The sequence below is a fragment of the Lentzea alba genome, from assembly GCF_011067745.1.
In the GTDB taxonomy this organism is placed as follows: Bacteria; Actinomycetota; Actinomycetes; order Mycobacteriales; family Pseudonocardiaceae; genus Lentzea; species Lentzea alba.
Map to the genome: position 1 here is coordinate 334,496 of NZ_JAAMPJ010000005.1, position 22,681 is coordinate 357,176.

Here is a 22,681-nt window from a genome sequence, read left to right on the forward strand (position 1 = left end):
ACTTTAGTGGTCCAGCACCAGATCACCCACCGCACGCGCCCGCACCCGGCTCGCGTTTCCCGGCAGGTACGCGAGCGGGATCTCCTCGACGGCGACGATCCGCACGCTGTCGGCCCTGGCTCCCGCCGCCACCGCGCGGTCCACAGCCTCCTGACGAGCCGCGTCGAGCACCTCGTCCCGCCGTTCCGGCGCCATCGCGAACACCCGGTCGACCTCGCCGCCGACCTGCGCGATCGCGGCCCCGATGGCGTTGGCGAACGCGTGGTGCGCGGGCCTGATCACGTCGCTGACGCCCTCGATCTCGTCCGGCACGAGCACGCTGCCGCCCCCGACCAGCACGACGGGCAACGGCGCGGGGCTCGTGCGCATCCGGTCGATCTGGGTGGCGATCCGGTCGCTGACGTGGTCGCGCACCGAACTGACGAGCGTGCGATCGAGGTGCCGCACCAGCGCCTTGTCGCCGATGTCCGCGAGACCGGCCGCGACCGCGACGTCCGTGGCGGTCAGCGTGTCGCCGCCGAACACCAACGCCTGCTGGGACAAGCGGAATCCGACGCTGTCCGGGCCCACGTCGACACCGTTGGGCCGTTGCCGCACGACGCTGCCGCCACCGAGTCCGAACGACAGCACGTCCGGCATCCGGAAGTTCGTGCGCACCCCGCTGACCAACACCTGTGACGAGGCCTCGCGCGGGAAACCGTGGTGCAGCATGCCGACGTCGGTCGTGGTGCCACCGACGTCGATCACGACACAATCGTCCAAACCGGACAGAAACGCACCGCCGCGCATCGAGTTCGTCGGCCCGGAGGAGAACGTGGCGACCGGGTAACAGCGCGCGTACTCCAAGTCCATCAGCGTGCCGTCGTTCTGACTGAGGTAGAGCGGAGCGTCGATGCCTTGGGCCGTCAGCGACTCGGTGAGTCCGACGGCGATCTGCTCGGCGAGCTCGCGCAGCGCGGCGTTGATGATCGTCGCGTTCTCCCGCTCCAGCAGGCCGAGCCGCCCGATCTCGTGCGAGAAGCTGACGAACAGGCCCGGCACCTCGGCGGTGAGGATCTCCGCGGCCCGCCGTTCGAAGTCGTCGCTGACCAACGAGAACACCGACGAGATGGCGACCGACCGCACACCCTTCGCGGCGATGTCGGCGGCGACGCCGCGCAACTCGTCCTCGTCGAGCGGCGAGATGACCCGGCCGTCGTACTCGTGGCCGCCGTGGCAGAGGTACCCGTGCCCGCCGATCACCTGCCGCAGCCGTTCCGGCCAGTCGACGAACGGCGGAAGTGCTTTGGTGGCGGGAAGTCCGAGCCGCACCGCGGCCGTCTGCGCAAGCCCTCTGCCCTCGACCACGGCGTTGACGAAGTGCGTCGTGCCGATCATGACCGCTCTGATCGCCGCCGGGTTGAACGCCAGCTGCTGCCGAAGCCCGCCGACGGCCGCGACGATCCCCGTCGTCACGTCGGCGGTCGTCGTCCTCTTGCACTCGGCCAGCACCCGCCGTCCCTCGACGAGCACGGCGTCGGTGTTCGTGCCGCCGACGTCGATACCGATGTGCATGACCGAAACCATCCCTCAGGCGGCCGACGCCTCCCCGATCACCTTACGGTTGGTGGCCCTCCGCGTCCTCATCCGCAGCAGGTCCAGTCGCCCAGCCGAGACGTACAGCGCGAACGCCAGCACCAACGAGTTCAAACTGGACTGTCCGAACGGCACCAGCTCACCGGCGATCGCGGCGACCGGCCAGATGACCACGGTCGCCGGCACCCACGACGGCGCCGACCGCGGCACCCGCGGCCGCGTGGAGATGATCTCGTTCCGCCACCGCCGCACCACGTAGTACTCGGCGATCATGATCCCGGTGACGGGCGGGAACACCACGCCCAGCAGCACCAGGAAGTGGCTGAACTGGTGCACGATCCCGGCCGCGGCGAGAAAACTGCCCGCGCACCCGACCACCACGGTCACCTGCGCCCGGCTGGCCCGCACCGCGAAGACCGCGTCGAAGAAGTTCACCAGTCCGAGCGACGCCGAGTAGAGGTTCCAGTCGTTGATCTTCAGCACGGCGGTGACCACGATCAGCGCGCCGATCCACCCGCTCGACGAGCTGATGACCCCCATGATGTCGGTGGTGCCCAGCCCGTGCGCGATGAGCACCCCGGCCAGGCCGATGACGTACTCGCCGGCCGTGATGCCCAAAACCGTCTGTTTCGCGACATCTCGGGCGGAACGGTTGAACCGCGTCATGTCCGGCGCGATCGCCGCACCGACGATGAAACTCCCGACCACCAGCGTCACCGCGGTCATCATCCCGATCGCCGGTCCCGGCGCCGCACTGGTGAGCGTGGCCCCGAGGTCGTCGACGCTGGTCAGCACCAGCCACCCGAGCAACAACAGGAACGCCGGCACCGCCACGTAAGCCGTCCACGCCATCCACCGCACCCCGTAGGCAGCGATGACCGTGACCACGATCCCGAAGATCAACGACCACACCGGAGCCGGCAACACCCCCGCGACGTCGGCGAGCGCCACCCCCGCCAGCCCGGTCTGCACCCCGAACCACCCGGTGCAGGACAACGCGATGATCAGCCCGAGCATCGCCGACCCGGCGTGCCCGAACCCGGTCCACCGCGTGAGGATCGCCGTCGACAGCCCCTCCCGCTGCCCGATGACCCCCACGGCCACCGCGACGACGTTGAGCAACACCGCCCCGATCGTGAGCGCCAGGAACGCGTCCCAGAACGTCATGCCGAACCCGAGTGTCGCGCCCAGCAACAACTGGCTCAGCGCGGACGTCTGCCCGAAGCGCTGGGTCGCGACCGACAACCACGGGTGCCGCGCCTGGTCAGGGACACGACTGAGGGCCTGGTCATCACACCCTGCGAGAGCGGCCACTTCTCGTCCCTCCGCCCTGTGATCGACAAGACGGACAGTAATCGTCACCCCACGATCGAGCTACAGACAATGTGCACTGTCGGACGAATCATCACGTTGCGATTCGCACAGGCTGTCTAATTCATCGCAAGCTTGATCCGCCTGCGCGCAACCAACCGAGTGTGGTGCACATCCGAGCCGAACCCGAGCCCAGGCCGCCGCTCAAAGCGGTCGTAACTGCGGCTGAGCAGCCAATGCGCCGCCTCAGCCGTGATCGACTCCAACCGCACCTGCTGCTTGAGCCGCTCCAACGCCTCACCGACCTGCCGCGTCAAGAACGCGTGCCGCGTGAGCCCCCCACTGATTTCATCGATCATGAAAACCATCGCGTGCGGCACATCGCCATACGCATAACTGCACAGCAGCGCCAGATATCCCGCGTCGATCGACCGGTCCCCGATCCAGCACTCCCCGAACGTCAGATTCTTGAGGTCCCACGGCGGCTCCTGCTGCTGCCCGGCCGCCTCCCGTGCCCACTGCCCAGGCCTGCCCGGCAACAGGTGCGCCAGCGCGGTGAGCAGCGCCGCACTACGCCGGCTCGGCACCTCCCGCAGGTGCCGCACGACGACTTCCCACAACTCCTCGTTGCCGGCGAACGGCCCCACAATCGCGCTGACCTGCAACTCGACCTCGAGCGGATCAGTGAGCTGCGGCAACGGACGCCCGGCATCCACCACCGCCTGCTGCATCGGGGTCAGCCTCGTCCGCACGGGCGGCAGATTAGACCGAACGGCGCAACACAACCTCGACCTTGATCCACGCCACCTGGCGGATCACCCCATCGAGACCGCCTGGCGTTCGACGTTGATGTCCGCGCGGTCGGCGGCCGCACGACCCGCATCCCACCGGACGCCATTGGTGACCGTCGCCGATCGCTCGACGAGATCGCTGAACATGTTCTCGAACGTCTCCTCGACCACCCTCGACCGCTCGGCCAGCACCGGAAGCAGTCGCTCGTCCTCCACCGGATCATGTGCCCGAGCGCCGGCCTCGTCGAGCCGTTCTCCAATGCGCGTGGCGTACGAAACCAGGAAGGACTGCCGGAACGACCGGGTGCGAGACGTTCCGCTTCGAGTCGCCTGGCTGCCTTCAGCGACCATCGCACGGGTCGCCTGGACCAGCAGCGAGGTGACGAGCAACTCGGTGATCTCCAGATCCATCGACTCGCCGACCAGCGCACCGATCTGCACACCCTGCGCGAACTCACCGCGCTCCGAAACCGTTGGCACGTCCCGCAATGGTGTGACGTCGGCGATCGCGATCGAGCTGAGCACGGCGGTGATCCGCGCGGCGCTGACTCGTGCTGGACGACCTCATGAACGATCTGTCGGCCTAGTGGAACCACGCCCCGAACATCGAGTTGCGGGTCGTCCCGTTCATCCGCTCCCGCAGATCGATGGCCTGCCCCTCGGTGAGCAGGCAGAGGTAGTCGACAACCGCCCGTGCGCACCGCGCTTGTTCGTCGGCGTGATTCTCTGGTCCCACGTCCTCGTAGAGCTCGCGCAACATCACCGGTACGCGCCGACTGCGCGGATCCTTCTTCAGACAGGCCACCAACTGGTCGAAGAGCTTGCCGATGATCCGCTTCTGCCCTTCCTGCATCATGGCGAGTCCGGGGCGGTCGATCACGTAGAACCAGGTGAGTTCCTTGAGCGCCTCCACGGCGTACTGGGCGTCCTCGTGGATCCGGACGACGGCAGGATTTCCGTCGAGGTAAACCGCGTCGACGAGCTCCGTGATGTGCGTCGTGGTCACCTCGTTGAGCCAGGCCCGGTTCTGCTTGGTCTCCCACTCGGGGCTGCGTCCCTGCCCGTTCAGCCGTTCCAGCACCTTGACCATGGCCTGCTCGAACAGCTGCTCGTCGAACCCCTGGTGGCCGGCACGTCGCTTCTTGCCCTGCTTGATCAGCTCGGCCCGATCCCGCCCGAGGTCGTGCAACGGGATCATGCCCGCCCGGAAGTAGTCCTCGATGTCGTGCGTGGCGTAGGTGATGTCGTCGGCCCAGTCCATGATCACCGCGTTGGGGCACCTGACGTGCGGCTCGCGATCCCGGCGTGCCCAGGTGAAGTCGTCCATCTCGCTGGCGTAGGCACCCCACTTGTCGCCGCGCGTGCGATCCGTCCAGCGCTCGGGGCGTCCTTCGTCTCCGTCGGCACACGTGCGGGGGTACTTGAGAATCGCGCTCAAGCTCGACCTCGTCAGGTCGAGACCCACATGACTCTTGCGCCTGATGGCCACCTTGGTGACGATGCGGAAGGTCTGCGCGTTCCCCTCGAACCCTTCGAGACCGGGGATCGCTTTCACCTTGTCGTTCAGCACCGACTCGGCGATGTGACCGAACGGCGGGTGACCTAGATCATGAGCGAGGCCGGCGGTCTCCACGACATCAGGGTTGACGCCGATTCGTCCGGCCAGGTCTCGCTGACCGAACTCGACGTGCTGCGCGATCCTCCGCCCGAGTTGCGCGACCTTCAGACTGTGCGTGAGGCGGTTGTGCAGCACGCGCTGCTCACTCACCGCCGCGACCTGCGTGACGCCAGCCAGCCTCCGGAAGGCCGACGAGTAGAGCACGCGGTCCCGGTCGCGCTCGAACGGCCCGCGGTAGTCCGGTTCTTGGTTGTCTCGGTGCCTGCGTTCTGCTTCACCGTTTCCTGACATCAGTCCACCCCTTGTTCGTCTCCTCTCCGGCGGTCCGAGCTCAGCTGTACTGTCACGTTCGCCCGCCTCTGACTGTGCGTTAGCCCTTACGGCCCTGTTCAACCGATCAGCGCAACGCATGAGTGTGGAAGAACTACCCTCTGTCTGCGCCAGATGGTCAACGGATCAACAAATACACCAGCTACGGTGGGCGGCGTGACGACGTTCCCACGGGTGCCGGCGGACCTGTTCCGCTTCACCACCACCGAGCACGCGGAGCTGCACACCGCTGTGCTGCACGCATTCGGCGTGGCGAACGCACGGCTGGAGACCGCTCTCACTCTCGACGACCTGCACCAGAAGCTCAGGGACGCCGGCTGGCAGAACCAGACGACCGACGACGAGCTGACCGCGTCCCTGACGAGCCTCCGGCAGTGGGGTCTCATCGACGCGTCGCAGCACCGCTACGGGCTCACCAAGCTGGGCGAGGCCGCGCACGCCGGCATCCAGCACGTGCTGAACACCCTGACCAGCAGCGGCGCCCTGCAGACCGCCGTCCTCGACGCGATCTCGGACCGCCTCCAGGAACTCAGCGAAGCAAAAGACGACCGCCGCACGTTCACGGCGCTGATGGAGCTCGAAGGCCACCTCGACGCCCTCAAGACCAACACCGCGCGGTTCAACGCCGATCTGCAGCGGCTGCTCCGGGACGAGCGAGCCGATCTCGCCACGTTCCAGGACGTCAAGCGCACCACGATCACCTACCTGCGCGACTTCATCGCCGACTTGGACGCGCGCAAGCAGGGGATCCGCGACAAGATCGCCCGTATCGACCCCGTCGCCCTCCACGAACGCGCGCGCAACGGCGCTGACCTGTACCAGGACGAGAACTGGAGCCAGCACAGGACGGCGGCCTGGGACAGTCTCAAGACCTGGTTCCACAACGTCGACGAGTTGCAGGACGTGGCGAGAAGGGCGATCGTCCAGCTGTTGCGCGTGCTCGACCGGATCAGCGAGCGCAAGAAGCCGACGAACACCTCGGCCGACTTCAAGGCGCTTGCCCGGTGGTTCGCCGAGGCCAAGACCGAGGACGAGGCGCACGAGCTGTTCAACGCCGCGTTCGGGTTGTGGCCGGCGCGGCACGCCCACCTCGCGCACGCCGACGGGGAGTTGATCCCGAGCGGCGAGCCGTGGCACAACACGCCGCCGGTGCCGGTGTCGCCGCAGCTGCGCAAAACGGGCAAGCAGGAGCACATCGGCAGCACCGGCAAGGTCCGCAACGTCGAAGAGGTCCGGCGGAACCGGCGCATCCAGGCGCAGAAGGAACGCGAAGAGCTCGAGCACGCGTGGGGGCAGATCCAGACCGACGGCGCGATCCGGATCTCCACGCTCACCAATCTCGACCACGCGACCTTCCACCGGCTGATCGACCTGGTCGGACGGGCGCTGGGCAGCGATCCGGACAGCACCGGTACGCGCACGGCGGGCACCAGTGACGGGCGGATGCAGATCAACCTGCGCAACGCGCGCGGCTGGGCGACCATCACCACCCAGAAGGGCCGGTTGAGCGGGCCCGACTACGTGATCGACGTGCAGAGCCGATGAGCAAAATCGGAAACCAGCTCGCACGGCTGGAGGGTGAGGAGGTGGCGCGCGGTGTGCGGATGCTGCTCGCCCGCCCTTTGCTGACCGCCGTGCACGACCCCGATGGCTTCGACCTCATCAGAAGGCGCCGCGAACCGATCGTGAAGTGGTTCGACTACTACACGGGCTGGCGTGTGCTCGTCGAACCACGCGCTGGATACGCGCGTCTCTTCAAAACGACGCAACGGCCTGACCGCACGAGGCCCGCGCTCGACCGTCGGCGTTACGTGTTGTTGTGTGTCGTGTGCGCGGAACTGCTCACCACACCAACAACAACCGCGGACGCGCTGGCCGAGAAGACCAGGCAGACGATCGCACTGGACGGCCTCCCGTCGTTCGACCCGAATCGCCGCAGCGACCGGAACGCTTATACGGACGTGTTGAGGTTCCTCGAAGAACAAGGCGTCATCGAGCACAACGAACCCCAGCTCCGTGCCGATCCAACGCTCATCACCCGGCTGCTGGCCGCACCGATCTCACCTTCTACCGTGGACAGCATCGAGGACCTGACTCGCGAGTCGCGGTACGAGAACGCGCACCGCAGCCTGTGGCAACGGCACTCCACCATGCGCAGGCTCATCGACGATCCGGTGGTCTACCGGGAAGATCTGACCGCGAGCCAGCTCGCGTTCCTCACGTCGCCGAGCGGTCGCAAGATCGTTCAGACGGGCGTCGGGCTCGCCGGGTGCACGCTGGAAGAACGCGCCGAGGGGTACCTCGTGGTCGACGCCGACGCGATCGCCACGGACACGAGGTTTCCGGACGACGACAGCAACGAGAAGGTCGCCGCGTTGTTGTTGCTCGACCGGTTGGCACAAGGCCCGGCATCCACAGAGGACCTGGTCGAGGAAACACGCGAGCTGCTGACGAAGTTCCGCAACTGGGCCAAGGCCTACCAGTCGGACGGCGGCGCGGGCAGGCTCGCGGCGGACGGACTCGCGCTGCTGGAGGCGTTCGGGCTCGCGCGCACGGAGAACGGCACCGTTCGCAGGCTGCCCGCGGCAGCCAGGTACGCGGTGGAGGAGCTGCATGACTGACCGGTGGCAACCCAGCCGCGCAGGGATCATCAACGTCTGGCGCTACTACGACGAGATCTTCTCGTTCTACCAGGGTCGGCTGTTGCTCAGGGGCCCCAACGGCACGGGCAAGTCGAAGGCGCTCGAACTGCTGCTGCCGTACCTCTTCGACGCGAACCTGCGACCGCACCGCCTGTCGACGTTCGGCAGCGCGGACCGCACCATGCACTGGAACCTCATGGGCGAGGGCAACCAGGGCAGCACGCGCGTGGGGTACGTGTGGCTGGAGTTCCAGCACGGCGAGCAGTGGTTCACGTGCGGTGCGCGGCTGCAGGCCACCACGAACACGTCCAACGTCATGGCCACCTACTTCACCACGTCGTTGCGGGTCGGCGATCTGGCGCTGGTGAACGAGGCCGGACGGCCGTTGACCAAGACGGATCTCGTTGCGGCGATTGGCGAACACGGCGTAGTGCACGCCTCACCGACCGATTACCGCCACACGGTGCGGACGACGTTGTTCCCCGGCGTGAGCGAGCAACGGTACGACTCACTGATCACCGCACTGCTGCAGCTGCGCACGCCGAAGCTGTCCGAACGCCTCGACCCGAGTGTGCTGTCCTCGTTGCTGTCCAAGGCACTTCCGCCGCTGGACCAGTCCGATCTCACCGAGATCGCCGAGGGCTTCGAGCGGCTCGACCGGCAACGCGAGGAGCTGCGGCGCCTCGACGAGGACATCACCACCGCCGAACGGCTCGCGGACGTCCAACGCACCTATGCACAACGTGTGCTCGGTGCGGCGGCACAGACGTTGGAGTCCGCTACCGAACATCTCGAAGACACGACGCGTGCGGCCCGCATGAGCGAACGCCGGTACGAACGCCAGATCACGCTGACCGACGAGGCCTTCGAGCAGCTCGCGGCGCTGGGGCGCGAGGCGAGCGCGGTCGACGCCGAGATCGCCGGCATCTCCGACCTGCCCGCCTATCAGGAGGGCAAGCAGCTCGACCTGTTGCGGCAGCAGCTTTCCGCCGCGAACCTCCGAGCCGCGGAAGCGGCTTCCCACGCCGTGAAGCTCCGTGCACGCGCGGTCGCCGACGAGGAGCTGGCCGCGCAGGCCAAGTCCGACGCGGCCGCCCGCGCCGACGAGGTGCGGCGTTCGGCGACGATCGCCAGGGAAGCCGCCGAACTCGCGGGCATGCCGTCGGTGTTCGAAGAGATCGAAGCGGGCACCGACGCACGGGCGGGCCGTCAACTGCTCTCCGCCGCCGTGGACTCCCGCACCACCGAGATCAGCGCCATCATGCGTGCCGTTGCGGCACACGAGAGGGCCGTTGACGCACGGGATGCCGCACGCCAACGGCTTGAGGAAACCCACGAGGAACTCGACCTGGCAACGGACGCTGAGGCATCGGCCCAACGAGCGTTCGAACAGGCGTTCGCGAAGTTCGGCGCGGACTTCGACACGTGGGCGCGCGGCTGCTTTGAGCTGCGTGTTTCCGAGCACGGCGAGGTCGCGGAAGCCGCCGCTATGGCCCGCGAGGAATTCAGCGGCATCGAGGCGCGTCTGCACGAGACGCGTACGGCGTTGAACGGCCAACTCGCGCAGTACAACTCCATCCGCGAGAAGCTCGCCAACCAGGTCGACGTACCACCACCCGCGCCGTACACACGCGACGCCGCGTACCGCACCACGGCCACGGGCGCGCCGCTGTGGCGTTTGGTCAACTTCCGTCCCGACACGCCACCGGCCGTGTGCGCCGCAGTCGAAGCAGCCCTGGAGGCGTCGGGTCTGCTGGACGCGTGGCTCACGCCGGACAACTCGTTCGGCCTCTCCGACCACGACCGTTTCGCCGAACCCCTGCTCGCCGGCCCCGCGAACGGCCTCACGCTGCTGGAAGTGCTGGTCACCGACGACGAACGCTGCTACCACTTCCTGGAAAGCATCGCGTTCGGCGAGACGGCTCCCCGGCACATCGCCGCCATCGGCGCCGACGGAACGTGGCGCCTGGGCAACGCGCACGGCCGTTGGGCCAAACCGTTCCCCACTTACATTGGCGCGGATTCGCGCAAACGTGCACGAGCGGGCCGAATCGCCGAGCTCACCGGCCTGATCGAACAGCTCGCGACCGATCTGTCCGGTGTGGACGCCGCGCTGAACCAGATCGCCGTGCGCCGCGCGACCCTGGCCGGCGAGCTGGCCAGGCAACCGTCAACCGATCCGATCGAGATCGCCGAGGACCAGCGCACGAAGGCACAGTTGCGTTGTGCGGCAAGGAAAGACGCCGTGGCTGCCGCGACCCGGCGGTTGTCGGACGCCGAGCTGACCGTGGCGGAGACCCTTCACGGCATCGGCACCGACATCACGGACATGGACGCGGTGTCGGCGTTCGGCACCGCGGGCCACCGCTGGCTGGACGACCGCCACGACGCCCTCACGACCGAGGCGACATCGCACGACGCCCTGACCCGAGCCTCCCTGAGCAGCTCGCTCGCGGACGAGGCCGAAGAGGCCGCAGGCGCCCGCCAGCAGGAGGCTGCGGACCTCGCCATCACTCTCGACACCGTTGAACGTTCTGCGGGCTCCGAGTTCCACGCGCTCGACCAACAGTTGATCACGTTGCGCACCAAGGCACTCGCTCTGGCTGAAGAACGCGAACTGCTGCAGGACAAGCAAACCTCGCTGGCCCGCCTCCTCGGCACGTTGGAGGAGAAGCGGAAGGTCGACACCGCACGGGCTGCGGAAGCCACCGCTGCCCACGAGGCGGCCGAAGCGCGCTACCGCCACCTGACCAGCGGACACCTGCCCGCCGACGCGGGCGGCGTGCCGGAAGGCGTGGTGGATCCGCGGCTGATCCGCGACTCCGAGTCCCGCCTGGGCATGGCCGTGCACGAGGCCCAACAGAAACTCGCCGGACGCATCGACCTCTCTCTAGACCCCGACGACGACGTCACGGTCCTGAGCGCAACCCTCGACGGCGTACGGATGGGCGCGCACGCGCTGTTGGGGACGTTGAAGGCCGAGCGCGACCGCGTGCGCACCCACATCACCGACGTCGAACGCGACCTCTTCGACCAGACCCTCACCGGCGACACCCGCAGGCACATCGCCCAGCGCATACAGGGCGCCGCCGACCTCGTCGACACCATGAACCAACATCTGGCACGCGTCCAGACCGCGTCCGGCATCCGCGTGCAACTCGACTGGCAGGTGGATCCACAACTGCCACCAGGTACCCGTGAAGCCCGTGACCTCCTGCTGCGTTCGGACCTCGACGCGTCAGAACGCGCGTTGCTGCACCAGTTCTTCCGCGAGCGCGTGGAAGAGGCACGCGCACACGACACCGCAACGGGCTGGGAACAACAACTCGCGCAGGTCCTCGACTACACGACGTGGCACCAGTTCGTCGTAAAGGTGGACCGCGGCGACGGCTGGGGCCCCGTGACCAAGCGCGTCCACGGAGCCCTGTCCGGCGGTGAAAAGGCCATCGTGCTGCACCTGCCGCTGTTCGCCGCGGCCGCCGCCCACTACCACGCGACCCCGACCGCACCCCGCCTGATCCTGCTGGACGAGGTCTTCGTGGGTGTCGACGCCACGAACCGCGGCCAACTGCTGGAGCTGCTGGTCAACTTCGACCTGGACCTGGTGCTCACGTCGGACCACGAGTGGTGCGACTACCGGGAGCTGACCGGCATCGCCATCCACCAGCTCACCACCGGCACCGACGGCGACGACGCCGTGACGACGGTCCGCTTCACCTGGGACGGTCACAGCCTCACGGCCGATGACTGAACAACGCCAAAAGCTCCCGTTGCTGACCGTCGTGTGCTGCTCCTGGATCAACCGTCGCTCACGCATGCCCTCCCGTGAGCTCCCCGAGCATGCCCGCGAACAGATCCTCGGACACGATCGGAATGCCGTAGGTGCGAGCCTTGTCCGCCTTCCCCGACATCGAGTCCGGGTCCGCCGCGATCACCAGCGCGGTCTTCTTCGTGACCCCGCCCTTCACCTCGAGCCCGGCCGACAACGCCCTGCTCTCCCACACGTCACGCGGTTCGCGCATCTCACCGGTGAACACGACGAGATCTCCCAGCGAGAGCCGGACCGAGCGCCGCCTCAGCACGTCGCTCACGTCCACCCCGAGCAGCGACGCGACCAGCCGCAGGTCGGCCTGCTCGTCGGCGGACACCACCCCGTCCTCCCAGGCCGCCTCGGCCAGCGCGGCGAGATAGCCGCGGTGCAGCCCCATCACCTCGGGCAGCCCCAGGCCGAGCGCGCAGGCCACGTCGAGCAGTTCTTCCTGCTCGTCCACCGAAAGGTGCCGATCGACCAACGCCCGGTCCAGCACGTCGAGGTACTCGTCACCGCCCGGCGTCTCCACACGCGGTAGCAGCCGCACGAGTTTGGAGAGAAAGTGCTGCTCGACGGAATGGCCCTGACTGCGTTGCACGGCAAAAGCACTGGACCGCGGCACTTCAAGCCGCACGGGTGAAACGTCGCCAACACGTTCCAGGCAGCGCATCAGCAGTCCCGCACACGCCCGTGCGTCGTGCAATGCGGAGTGTGCGGTTCCCATCGACACACCAGCCGCGGAGCAGCACGCGGCGAGCGAACGTGACGACGCACCGAGGAACCGCCCGGCCAGCTCCATCGTGCACAGCCCCGAGGCAGCGAACTCGTGCCCGAGCCGAGCGAACTCAGCGCTCAGGAACCGCAGGTCGAACGACAGGTTGTGCGCGACGAGCACGCGTCCGCAGAGTCGTGCGGCCAGCTCACCGGCGATCCCGGCGAAGTCCGGGGCGCGGCGGGCGTCGGCGGCGCTGATGCCGTGCACGTGCTGGGCGCCGAGGTCACGGCGCGGGTTGACCAGCGTGCACCACTCGTCGGTGCGGCGGCCGGACTCGTCGACGTGCACGACGGCGACCTCGATCACCCGGTGGTGGTGACCGGGTGAGAGCCCGGTGGTTTCAACGTCGACGACCGCGTACCCGTTGCCCATGCCGGGGGTGTCGTTCGGACCCGTGCCTTCCGTTAACCGTTGTCATCCGTTAGGACCAACGCGAGCTCGCCGCGGGTCGCGATGCCGAGCTTCGCGTAGGTGTTCGACAGGTGGTTGTCGACGGTCCGCACGGAAATCACCAACGACGACGCGATCTCCTTGTTGGTCAAACCGCGTGCAGCCAGCACGGCGATCTCCCGTTCACGGCGCGTGAGAGACGCCGCGGACATCAGAGCCAACGCAGGAGTGCGCGCGCCCTCGCAGAAGCCGACCAACCGGCCGAACAACGCCCGGTTGCCAGACTCAGCAGCAGCTTCCGCCGCGTGCAGCATGAACCCTGCTGACTCGAACCGCGCTGCGACTTCCTCCAACGCGGCAGAGTCGTTGCGCACCAGGGCTTCCGCATGTGCCGCGAACACCGGAACCAGCAACCCCGTGGTCGAAGAAGCGAGTTCGCGCAACCGTTCAAGCGCATCGGCCGCGTGGCCGAGCCGTACCGCCTCGTGCAGCAGCAACGCCTCGATCGCCAACTCACCGTGGGCGCGGGCATCGGCGGCCGCCGTGAACGGCGAGATCCCACCCGCCCAGATCCGGGCCAGCCACAACCCGATCCGGTACGGCCGCATCCCTTCCGGCACCAGCTTTTCCGCTTCGGCGAGCCATGATCGCGCGTCATTGCCCAGCAACGCCTCCACCTGCGCGAGCTCGCAGAATCGCGCGAACGGCTCCGCGGGCCGCGCCTCCAGCAACAACCGCCGGGCTTCGAGCAGCCGTCCACCCGCCCTCGCCAGCCCGGCACACGACACCGCCCAGCTCGACCGCATGGTGTCCCACTCGGCTTTCTCCCGATACATGCGCACGGCAAGACGTTCCGCACGAGCCAGATCGCCGTGCAGGGAGTGCACGAACACCTCGGCGAACGCCATCATCACGGCCCCGAGCCCGTCATCAGGGCTCGTGGGGACCACTGGAAACGGCCCCGTGTACTGGCCTCGCACCACGTCGATCATCGCGATCATCGATGCCTCGCCCGGATCGGATTCTGAGAGCAACGCGCGGGCCTCGTCGTACTTGCCCGCGTAGAGCAGCATCACGGCCCGTCCCGCCGGCATCTCGATCAGCTCTGCGGCCTCTTCCTCGCGTCCGAGAGCCCACCCCAGGTTCATGCCGCGCATGGTGCGGATCTCGATCGGGTCGTCGTCGGTGGCGACCATCGCAAAGACTTCTTCGGCTTCCTCCGCACGGTCGGTGAACATCAGCACGTGCGCCAACAGCCACGCGGCTTCCGCGCCACCACCGACAGACCATGCGGCACGTGCGAGTCGTTCTGTCAGAACAACACCACCCGTCGCGCTGGCGAGGTGTGCAGCCTGCAGCAGCAGTGCGGGGTCATCCGCCGTACCGCTGTCCAGACGCAGAACGGCTACTCGCAACGGGTCCTTCAGCACGGACGCCAAGTGGCGCTGATGGTTGCGCTTGCGCAGAGGAGGACACTGCGCGCGCAACACCTCTCCATACAACGGATGCGCGAGCCTCAACCCGTCGGAAGACACGGTGACGAGCCCGTCCAACGCCTCCGAAGCGGCGAGGTCGAGCGGTTCGCCGAACGCGAGCAACTCCAGCACACGTCGTTCCTCGGCCGGCACAGCGGCAAGATGTGTCTCGATCAGCTCGACCAACCGCGGCGACAGAGGCAACGGTCCGTCCAACGACCACATGCCGTCGTGCGACACCCAGTGCGCAGCGAAGTGCATCTCTCGCAGCAGCAACATGTTGCCCGCAGATGCCGTCCACAGCCGTTCCGCGGAAGCGCTGTCCACAGAGCCACCGAGCACGGTCTCCAGCACCTCGGTCACCGCCGAACGCCCCAACGGCTCCAGCTCGATGCGTGGCAACAGCTCGTCTTTCCACAGTGCCACAACGGGATCAGGCGCGCGCTCGCCCGAACGCAGAGTCGCCACCACGACGGCCTCGCGGTGTTGCACGAGCATGTGCAACAAACCCGCCGACGCGTCGTCGAGCAGATGGACGTCGTCCACCACCACAACGCGACCGCGCAACGCCGTCCGTGCGGCGGTCAACATCGCCAACGGCGAGGGATCCACTGACGGCAAGAAGGGCGCCATGACGCCCAACGGGATCTCCGATATGGCCGCCGTGGCACGCAGACGGATGTCGCACGCCACTTCGTCCAACAGCCGTGTCTTGCCCACACCGGCAGGCCCCGCCACGATCAGCCCGGTCCCTCGCACCGCACGCCGGACCGCGGCGAGTTCGGTGTTCCTCCCCACGAACGGCCACCCCATGCAGTCAGGCTAGGGGATCCCCTCAATGAACCTGGGTGATCACTTACTCATGCTTCCGACCAGCGCAAACGCCACGCTGATGGCATGAGTTTCTTCACCGACCCGACACCGTACTTCGACGAGTGGCTGAGGCAGGGCCCGGCGCTGATCGAGACCCCGGACGGCCAGCCGACGTGGCTGATCGCCCGCTACGACGACGTTGTTCAGGCGCTCAGCCACCCAGGACTCAGCAGTGCCTTCCTCCCCGGCAGCAACATGCTGAACCACACCGATCCACCGGACCACACACGGCTCCGCAAGCCCGTCGCGCGCGCGTTCTCCACACGGCGCGTGGAGGCGCTACGGCCGCGAATCGAGCAGATCACCAACGAACTGCTCGACGCGTGGGAGACCGAGGAGGAGGTGGATGTGATCAACACGTTCGCCTACCCGCTGCCGATCACGGTCATCTGTGAACTGCTGGGTGTGCCCGAAAGTGACAGGGACGAGGTCCGCGCGCTCTCGTCCGAGCTGCTCGCGCCGGCCACCACGGCCGAGGCCTACGGCAGGTTCGTGGCATACACGGAGCGGCTCCTGGAGACCAAAGAGCTCGGTGACGACGTCATCACCGAGCTCCGCGACGAACCGAACCTCGTGCAGAACCTCGTGTTGCTCATCTCAGCTGGACACGAGACGACCGTGCAGCTCATCGGCAGCGGTCTGCTCACGTTGCTGTGCGATCCCGTCATGAAGCAGAGGTTGATCGACGACCCGCTCCTGATTCCGGACGCCGTCGAGGAGCTCCTGCGCTTCGACGGGCCGTTCCCCACAGGACTGATCCGCGTCGCCACCACCGACGTGGTGATCGGAGGGGTGACGATTCCACGATCTTCGCAGGTCACCGTCTCACTTGGTGCAGCGAACCGGGATCGGTCCCGGTATTCCGATCCGGACGTGCTGCAGCTGGGCCGGGACCCGCACGTCGCGTTCGGCCACGGGATCCACTACTGCGTGGGGGCGCGGCTGGCTCGCATCGAGGGAGAGATCGCGTTCGGAACTCTCCTTCGGCGTTTCCCGGAACTCGTGCTCGCCGCTGAGCCCGAGTGGCGGGAGTCATTCATCCGAGGCTTGGCGTCATTTCGCGTGCGACCGAAGCCTTGACTGCGGCTCGGGCCGCCGACAGGTCGTCGACGGCGTAAATCTCCGGACAGGAGGCGATGACGAGGTCCTTTTCTGACGCGACAGTCAGCAAGGAAGCTTTCTCGGTCAACGACTTGGCTTGCCGGACAACTCCCTTGGCATCGACGCGGATCAACGTGACCCACGTCTCTGACCAGGGAAAGTCCGCGACGGCGCTGGATTTACGCAGGCCTTCCACATCGAACTCGGCAAATCTGGGCATGCCACCAAGATAACGAGTGAAGGTTGCGGAAAGTCAAAGATCACCCTTTCACCGCAATGCAGCCAGCAGATGGGACAGGTTGACACCAACGGCGTCGGCCAACCGGCGCACGACTTCTGGGGCGGGTGCCAGCGGATGTGTCTCGCGGGTGAACGGCAGCCCTTCCCCGCCGGAAAACTTCGATTGCGGAGTAACCGGCGCGAGGATCGGGTAGACGCGCCAGCGCGGCACCTTCGAGTCCGCCATGGCGAGCGTGTTCTCGTGCCACAGCATCACAGCGGATTGCCGGATGTTGCGCGCGAGAACACATCCATAGCCGGTCAACGTAATCGCGCGCGCAGCCGCCCTGACCGCGTTCCGGAAGTCTCCGTCGACCACCCACACGCCGTTCATGAACTCCGCCTGGAAGCCCTCCGCCTCCAGCGCCGCGATCGTCTCGGCGTGCTGGTCGTCCGCGGCGGCCGTGGCCAGTTCGACGACCTCCTGGACCTCCGAGGCCGTCACCACGCGCGCGCCGGCCTCCGTGGAGGCGTGCAGGAGTCGTTCGACGTGACGGTCCTCCGCGTAGGCCGCCCACTCCTGCGCCTTCTCCCACGCCGACCGTGCGATGACGTCGGCCTCGGAGCCGCCGCGCAGGCGTGCGTCCTGCAACAGCTGTGCGAGCACCACGGCGATGACAGAGCTCACCAGGGCGTCGTCACGTGACTCGTCGTTTTCGGGCACGAGAGAGGCCACCAGGTCACGCAGATCCGCGCGCCAGCTCTCGTCGCCCGCCCACACGCCGATCGCGAGCAGGTTCAGGTAGTGATCCGCGATGGCCATCCGCACGAGCAACGGCTGAGTGCCCGCCTCCCGCGCGTCCCGGCGCGCGGTCGCCTTCATCTGCTGCCGTTCCGCGGGATCCGCCACGCTCACCCGGATCTTGTCGAGTTCGTCGAGGAAGTCGTCCCACCGGTCCTCCGAAAACCGGGCGAAGACGTCGTCCACCTGATACCTCCAGCTCACAGTCGAGCGACGGACTCGAGTACTCGTCTGGTGCGCGCCACTTCGTGCGCGCGGAAGACCGCGGCGCCCGCCAACGCCGCGATCGCGGTCGCGACGAGGGTGCCCTCGACGCGCTCGTGCAGTTCCACGCCGAGGGTCTCCCCGACGAAGTCCTTGTTGGACAACGCCATCAGCACCGGCCACCCGGTCGCCACCAGCTCGTCCGTGTGCCGCACCAGCGCGAGGCTGTGCCATGTGTTCTTGCCGAAGTCGTGTGTGGGATCGATCAGCACGCTCTTGCGAGGCACACCGAGCGCGACCACCTTCTCCGCGTGCGCGGTCGTCTCAGCGATGACGTCCGCCACCACGTTCGGGTAACTAACCCTATGCGGACGCGTGCGGGGCTTCACACCGCCCGTGTGCGAGCAGACGTAACCGGCGCCGTACTCCGCGGCGACCTCGGCCAGCTGGGGGTCCGCACCCGCCCACGTGTCGTTGAGCAGGTCGGCTCCGGCCTCGCAGGCGAGCCGGCCGACGTCCGCGCGCCACGTGTCGCTGCTGATGATGAGGTCCGGGTACGCGTCGCGCACGCGTGCGATGAACGGCACGACGCGGCGCACTTCCTCGCCGGAGTCGACGAGGTCGCCGGGGCCCGCCTTCACACCGCCGATGTCGACGATGTCCGCGCCTTCGTCGACGACGCGGTGCACGGCCTCCATCGCGACGTCCTCGGCGTAGGTGGCGCCCTTGTCGTAGAACGAGTCCGGGGTGCGGTTGATGATCGCCATCACCAGCGCGTGGTCGCGGACGACGGTCCGGCCGCGGAACTGGAGCTCGATCACATCCCGTGTCTACCAGGCGGGCGGCGTCCTTTGCACATGGCGGACGTCTCATACTGCCTGGCGTGGAACTGGTGAAAGCGGTCGACGCGGCCTGGCAGCGGGGCTGGCTGCCGTACGACGTTCGTGAGATGGTGTCGCGTTCACTCGACGAGTCGGCCACCTCTCTCGTGGTGGACGTGATCGCTTTGTCCTGTTCGCCTCATGCCGAGGCGACGGTGCACCCGCGGTGGCAGCGTCAGCTCGACGAGATCGGCGCCTCCGTCTGGTGGGAGGGCCCGTTGCTGGAGGCGTGGGCTTCGCGCCACATCGAGACGGCGTCCTACGCGTCTCGTACGGCCGCACGGCTGTTGGAGTTTTTGGGGCGGTTGCCTTCGTTGCCGCACATCCTGCCGTTGCCAGGCGACAGGTTGACGTCAGCCGTGCGCGCGGGCCTGGACCCGAAGGTCCTGAACCGGGTGCGCGGGCTGCTCGCGAAGGCCGAGTCGACGTCGTTCCCCGAGGAGGCCGAGGCGCTGTCGGCCAAGGCGCAGGAGCTGATGAACCGGCACGCCCTGGAGCGGGCGATGCTCGACGCGGACCTGCCGGCGCAGGCGACGTCGCGGCGGATGTGGCTCGACAAGAGCTACTTCAAGGAGAAGTCGCAGCTCGTGCACGTGGTGTCCGGTGCCTTCCGCTCGCGTGCGGTCGCGTACGACGGGTTCGGGTTCGTCGCACTGGTGGGCGACGAGGTGGACCTGGAGAGCGTGGAGCTGCTGTCGACGTCACTGCTCGTGCAGGCGACACGGGCGATGGTGGCGTTCGGCGGCAAGCACGGTAAGGGGTCTGAGGCGCGCTCACGGCCGTTCCGGAAGTCGTTCCTGGTGGCCTACGCGACCCGGATCGGTGAACGACTGTCCGAGCCGCCTGAGGTCTCGGACGAACGGTTGTTGCCGGTGCTCGCCGACCGCAAGAAGGCCGTGGACACGTTGTTCGACGAGATGTTCACGCGGACGCGCACTTCACGCGTGACGGTGCGTTCGGCGGCCGGGTGGGGCGCGGGCCGTGCGGCCGCGGACGTCGCCGACATCGGTACCGGCCGGAAAACCGTGACATCGGGATAGGCTGACGGCGCCGCCCCGCGACCTAGGGTGGTGCACGTCCATGTTCGGGAAGTCTCTCGCCGTTGCCGCTGTGCTCGTGGTGGGCCTGTCTTCGACGGCTTCCGCGTCGTTCTCGCTGCTCAGACCTCTGACGCGGGGCAACGGCGACTCCACGACCCCGGTGATCAGCGCTGACGGGCGTTATGTCGCGTTTCCCTCCCTCGCGTCGAACCTCGTGCACGGAGACCGCAACGGTGTCTCCGACGTCTTCGTGAAGGATCTGCGCACTGGTGTCGTGCGTTCTGCCTCACGCGGCGGTGACGGGCCTTCGTTCGACCCTCCGGCTTTGAGCGCGGATGGGCGGTTCGTGGCGTTCGTGTCGTCTGCCGCGAATCTGGTCGCCGGTGACACCAACGGCGTCGACGACGTGTTCGTGACCGACATGCGCACCGGACGGGTGTCTCGCGTGAGTGGCGGCAACGGCCCGGCGTTCGGCAGCCCGGCGATCAGTGCCGACGGGCGTTATGTGGCGTTCCGGTCCGAGGCGTCGACGTTGGTGGAGGGCGACACCAACGGCGTGGCGGACGTGTTCCTCGCGGATCGGTCGTCGGGGAAGGTCACGCGGATCAGCACCTCGGCGTCTGGCGCCCAGGGCGACAAGCTGGTGCACCACGGTCTCGCGATGAGTGCCGACGGACGACTGGTGGTGTTCCCCTCCGCGGCCACGAACCTGGTGCCGGACGACACGAACGGCAGTGTGGACATGTTCGTGAAGGACGTCGTTTCCGGTGCTGTGGAACGAGTCAACGTGTCCGCCACTGGTGCGCAGACTTCCTCCTACACGCTGATGCCCGCTATCACGCCCGATGGTTCGCGCGTGTTGTTCGTGGCGTGGGGTGACACGTTGGTGCCCGGTGACACCGAGGACACACCGGACATCTTCCTGAAGGACTTGCGCACCAAGGCGATCACGCGAGTCAACACGCGTCCTGACGGGACGGTGTCCGACGCGCAGCCCTACCAGCCCTCGGTGAGCGCGGACGGTCGTTTCGTCGTGTTCTCGTCGCTGGCCTCGAACCTGGTGCGCCGTGACACCAACAACGTCGACGACGTGTTCCTGAAGGACATGAGGTCTGGTTCGATCGTGCGGCTGAGCGAACGATTCGGCAAGCAGGGCAACAACTTCTCGGTCGCGCCCTCGATCAGCGCGGACGGCCGCGCGGTGGTGTTCGCGACGCTCGCGACGAACCTGGCACCCACCACCCCTTCGAGTGAACTCCTCCTTCACAAGGGCATCTGAAGACCCCAAAGCGAAAAAGAGTCAGACCCCCTCCCTAACGTCGACCCCATGACATCCACCTTCCACAACGAGATCAAGCTCGGCGAGGTCAACTACCGGCTGAGCGCCACGACGGACTCGGACGAGTCGATGGTGCTGGACCTGCTGGGGTCGCTCGACTCGGGCGAGGTGATCGCGGACGGCCGCCTTCGACTCCCGGTCGAGGGCGGCGCCACGATCGGCAAACTCCTGTCGCGCGTCCTGGGCGCCCACACGCGCCTGCGCACCCGCCCGTCCCGCCACCGCAACGCCAACCAGCCCTGGACCGAATCCCTCGACCACGACCTGCGCACCGCCTGGCTCACCCCGACGACCGAACAGGCTCCCGCCCTGATCCGCACCATCGCCGAAATCATGGAACGCTCGGCCACCGCCATCCGGGCCCGCCTGCCCAGGGTCGGCTGCGATCCGGACGTCCCAGGCCGCGAACTCTCCCCGGCGGCGGCCGTCCTGCTAGGGGGAAAGTCAGGGACCGCTCAGGGCAAAACCTGATTCGCCGCCCTCCCGCCCGGCGGACGCTGGAGTAGCAAGCACCAGAGTCTCAGGGGGTACATCGTGGAAATCGGCGGCTTGTTCACCGCACTGCTCTTCGGAGCCATCATCGGCGGTCTGGGCCGCCTGGTGATCCCGGGCAGGCAACACCTCTCGTGGCTGGCCACCATCCTGGTGGGCATCGTCGCGGCCCTGCTGGGCACCGCGGCGGCCACAGTCTTCGGCGTGGCCGACACGCCGGGCATCGACTGGATCGAACTGGCCCTCCAAGTAGGCCTCGCCGGCGCCGGCGTGACCCTCCTGGCCAACCGCTCCAAAACCAAACTCCCCCACTAGCCACCCACCGGGCAGGGCGGCCAACGCCGCCCCACCCCCACCACCCGCCAGGCCGCAGACCCGAGCCCGCCCTGCCCGCCGACGCCCAACGCGCCCGGCCCGCACCGCAACCAACGGGTCCACGGCCCCGCCGCCCACGAGCAACCCCGGCTGCCGGCCGCCCGCGCAAGCAACCAACACCCGTCCCCCACTACCCGCACTCACTCCCGCGCGGGCAACCACAGCGCCCTGCCCACAACACTGAGCCGCACCACTCGCGCTTCCGTGTGGGCAGCCACGCCAGGCCGCCCACGGAACGAGCTGCACTACCCACGCTCGCTTCCTCCCAGGTAAACAAACCACCCTGCGCACGGCCCGAGCCACGCTGTCCACGCTCGCTTCCGCGCGGCCAGCCACAGCGCCCTGCACACGGCCCAAGTCGCGCCGCTCACGCTCGCTCCCGCGCAGGCAGCCACACGCCCTACGCACGGCCCCAGACACGCTGCCCACGCTCGCTCCCAGGCGGACAGCCATTCCACGGCGCGTGCCGCACTGCCCACCCCTCGCTCCCGCTCGGGTAGTCACACCACGCCGCGCACGGCCGAGTCGCGCTGCCCTCCACCGCTCAACGCGCCTGGACCTCAGCGTCACCAACGGATCCCGCGCATCTGCGACCCACGAACCGGCAAAGGACAACCCACCCGCCTCAAGCCCCGCC

Annotated in this window: 18 protein-coding genes; 8 read left to right on the forward strand and 10 right to left on the reverse strand. The window is 67.7% G+C overall.

All coding sequences use genetic code 11. The annotated features are described in order from the left end of the window. Positions 1–3: 3 nt before the first annotated feature. The 5 genes from G7043_RS20610 to G7043_RS20630 all read right to left on the reverse strand — a co-directional run bounded on the left by G7043_RS20610 (position 4) and on the right by G7043_RS20630 (position 5,586). Positions 4–1,554 (reverse strand): hydantoinase/oxoprolinase family protein, encoded by a 1,551-nt coding sequence (locus tag G7043_RS20610; protein WP_166047693.1) that lies wholly within the window; start codon positions 1,552–1,554, stop codon positions 4–6. 15 nt (positions 1,555–1,569) lie between these two features. Next, positions 1,570–2,889: a purine-cytosine permease family protein gene (locus tag G7043_RS20615; protein WP_166047695.1), complete on the reverse strand. Its 1,320-nt coding sequence runs from the start codon at positions 2,887–2,889 to the stop codon at positions 1,570–1,572. Positions 2,890–3,005: 116 nt separating this feature from the next. Beyond that, positions 3,006–3,617, reverse strand: a complete 612-nt coding sequence (locus G7043_RS20620) for a hypothetical protein (RefSeq protein WP_166047697.1) — start codon at positions 3,615–3,617, stop codon at positions 3,006–3,008. Positions 3,618–3,701: 84 nt separating this feature from the next. After that, positions 3,702–4,202: a hypothetical protein gene (locus tag G7043_RS20625; RefSeq protein ID WP_166047699.1), complete on the reverse strand. Its 501-nt coding sequence runs from the start codon at positions 4,200–4,202 to the stop codon at positions 3,702–3,704. Between the two features lie 58 nt (positions 4,203–4,260). Continuing rightward, the gene (locus G7043_RS20630; protein ID WP_166047701.1) at positions 4,261–5,586 is read right to left on the reverse strand and encodes a deoxyguanosinetriphosphate triphosphohydrolase family protein; all 1,326 of its coding nucleotides are present in this window, start codon (positions 5,584–5,586) and stop codon (positions 4,261–4,263) included. A gap of 195 nt (positions 5,587–5,781) precedes the next feature. Here G7043_RS20630 and G7043_RS20635 point away from each other — a divergent pair, with 195 nt between their 5' ends. From G7043_RS20635 to G7043_RS20645, 3 genes are read left to right on the forward strand one after another with little or no spacing between them, the layout of a single operon-like run. Then, positions 5,782–7,170 carry a TIGR02677 family protein gene (locus tag G7043_RS20635; RefSeq protein ID WP_313887989.1) on the forward strand — a complete coding sequence of 463 codons (1,389 nt, stop codon included), beginning with the start codon at positions 5,782–5,784 and terminating at the stop codon, positions 7,168–7,170. Next, positions 7,167–8,246 (forward strand): TIGR02678 family protein, encoded by a 1,080-nt coding sequence (locus tag G7043_RS20640; protein ID WP_166047704.1) that lies wholly within the window; start codon positions 7,167–7,169, stop codon positions 8,244–8,246. Before G7043_RS20635 ends, G7043_RS20640 begins: the two co-directional genes overlap by 4 nt. Then, positions 8,239–12,018 carry a TIGR02680 family protein gene (locus G7043_RS20645; RefSeq protein WP_166047706.1) on the forward strand — a complete coding sequence of 1,260 codons (3,780 nt, stop codon included), beginning with the start codon at positions 8,239–8,241 and terminating at the stop codon, positions 12,016–12,018. Before G7043_RS20640 ends, G7043_RS20645 begins: the two co-directional genes overlap by 8 nt. 58 nt (positions 12,019–12,076) lie before the next feature. Here the strand turns inward: G7043_RS20645 and G7043_RS20650 are convergent, their stop codons facing one another. Together G7043_RS20650 and G7043_RS49430 are read right to left on the reverse strand one after the other, a co-directional pair. After that, positions 12,077–13,225, reverse strand: a complete 1,149-nt coding sequence (locus G7043_RS20650; protein WP_166047708.1) for an exonuclease domain-containing protein — start codon at positions 13,223–13,225, stop codon at positions 12,077–12,079. A gap of 32 nt (positions 13,226–13,257) precedes the next feature. Beyond that, a complete protein-coding gene (locus G7043_RS49430; RefSeq protein WP_278185803.1) occupies positions 13,258–15,531 on the reverse strand; it encodes a helix-turn-helix transcriptional regulator in 2,274 nt (757 codons plus the stop codon). A gap of 84 nt (positions 15,532–15,615) precedes the next feature. Between G7043_RS49430 and G7043_RS20660 the strand changes: the two genes are divergently transcribed. Then, positions 15,616–16,671 (forward strand): cytochrome P450 family protein, encoded by a 1,056-nt coding sequence (locus G7043_RS20660; protein WP_166047710.1) that lies wholly within the window; start codon positions 15,616–15,618, stop codon positions 16,669–16,671. Here G7043_RS20660 and G7043_RS20665 read toward each other — a convergent pair. Genes G7043_RS20665 through folP form a run of 3 tightly spaced genes read right to left on the reverse strand, consistent with a single transcriptional unit; the run spans position 16,628 to position 18,738 of the window. Next, positions 16,628–16,912: a hypothetical protein gene (locus G7043_RS20665; protein WP_166047712.1), complete on the reverse strand. Its 285-nt coding sequence runs from the start codon at positions 16,910–16,912 to the stop codon at positions 16,628–16,630. The two genes, G7043_RS20660 and G7043_RS20665, sit on opposite strands and share 44 nt — an antisense overlap. Before the next feature lie 48 nt (positions 16,913–16,960). After that, the gene (locus G7043_RS20670) at positions 16,961–17,899 is read right to left on the reverse strand and encodes a hypothetical protein (protein WP_166047714.1); all 939 of its coding nucleotides are present in this window, start codon (positions 17,897–17,899) and stop codon (positions 16,961–16,963) included. Between the two features lie 14 nt (positions 17,900–17,913). After that, on the reverse strand, positions 17,914–18,738 hold the full coding sequence (gene folP / locus G7043_RS20675) for a dihydropteroate synthase (RefSeq protein WP_166047716.1): 825 nt from the start codon (positions 18,736–18,738) through the stop codon (positions 17,914–17,916). Between the two features lie 62 nt (positions 18,739–18,800). On the opposite strand from folP, the gene G7043_RS20680 reads away from it, so the two are divergent. The 4 genes from G7043_RS20680 to G7043_RS20695 all read left to right on the forward strand — a co-directional run bounded on the left by G7043_RS20680 (position 18,801) and on the right by G7043_RS20695 (position 21,984). Beyond that, positions 18,801–19,838 (forward strand): DUF2786 domain-containing protein, encoded by a 1,038-nt coding sequence (locus G7043_RS20680; RefSeq protein WP_166047718.1) that lies wholly within the window; start codon positions 18,801–18,803, stop codon positions 19,836–19,838. A gap of 40 nt (positions 19,839–19,878) precedes the next feature. Continuing rightward, a complete protein-coding gene (locus G7043_RS20685; protein WP_166047720.1) occupies positions 19,879–21,117 on the forward strand; it encodes a TolB family protein in 1,239 nt (412 codons plus the stop codon). A gap of 48 nt (positions 21,118–21,165) precedes the next feature. Continuing rightward, positions 21,166–21,648, forward strand: coding sequence for a hypothetical protein (locus tag G7043_RS20690; RefSeq protein WP_166047721.1), 483 nt, complete (start codon positions 21,166–21,168; stop codon positions 21,646–21,648). Positions 21,649–21,711: 63 nt separating this feature from the next. Then, the gene (locus G7043_RS20695; RefSeq protein WP_166047723.1) at positions 21,712–21,984 is read left to right on the forward strand and encodes a GlsB/YeaQ/YmgE family stress response membrane protein; all 273 of its coding nucleotides are present in this window, start codon (positions 21,712–21,714) and stop codon (positions 21,982–21,984) included. Positions 21,985–22,681 lie beyond the last annotated feature (697 nt).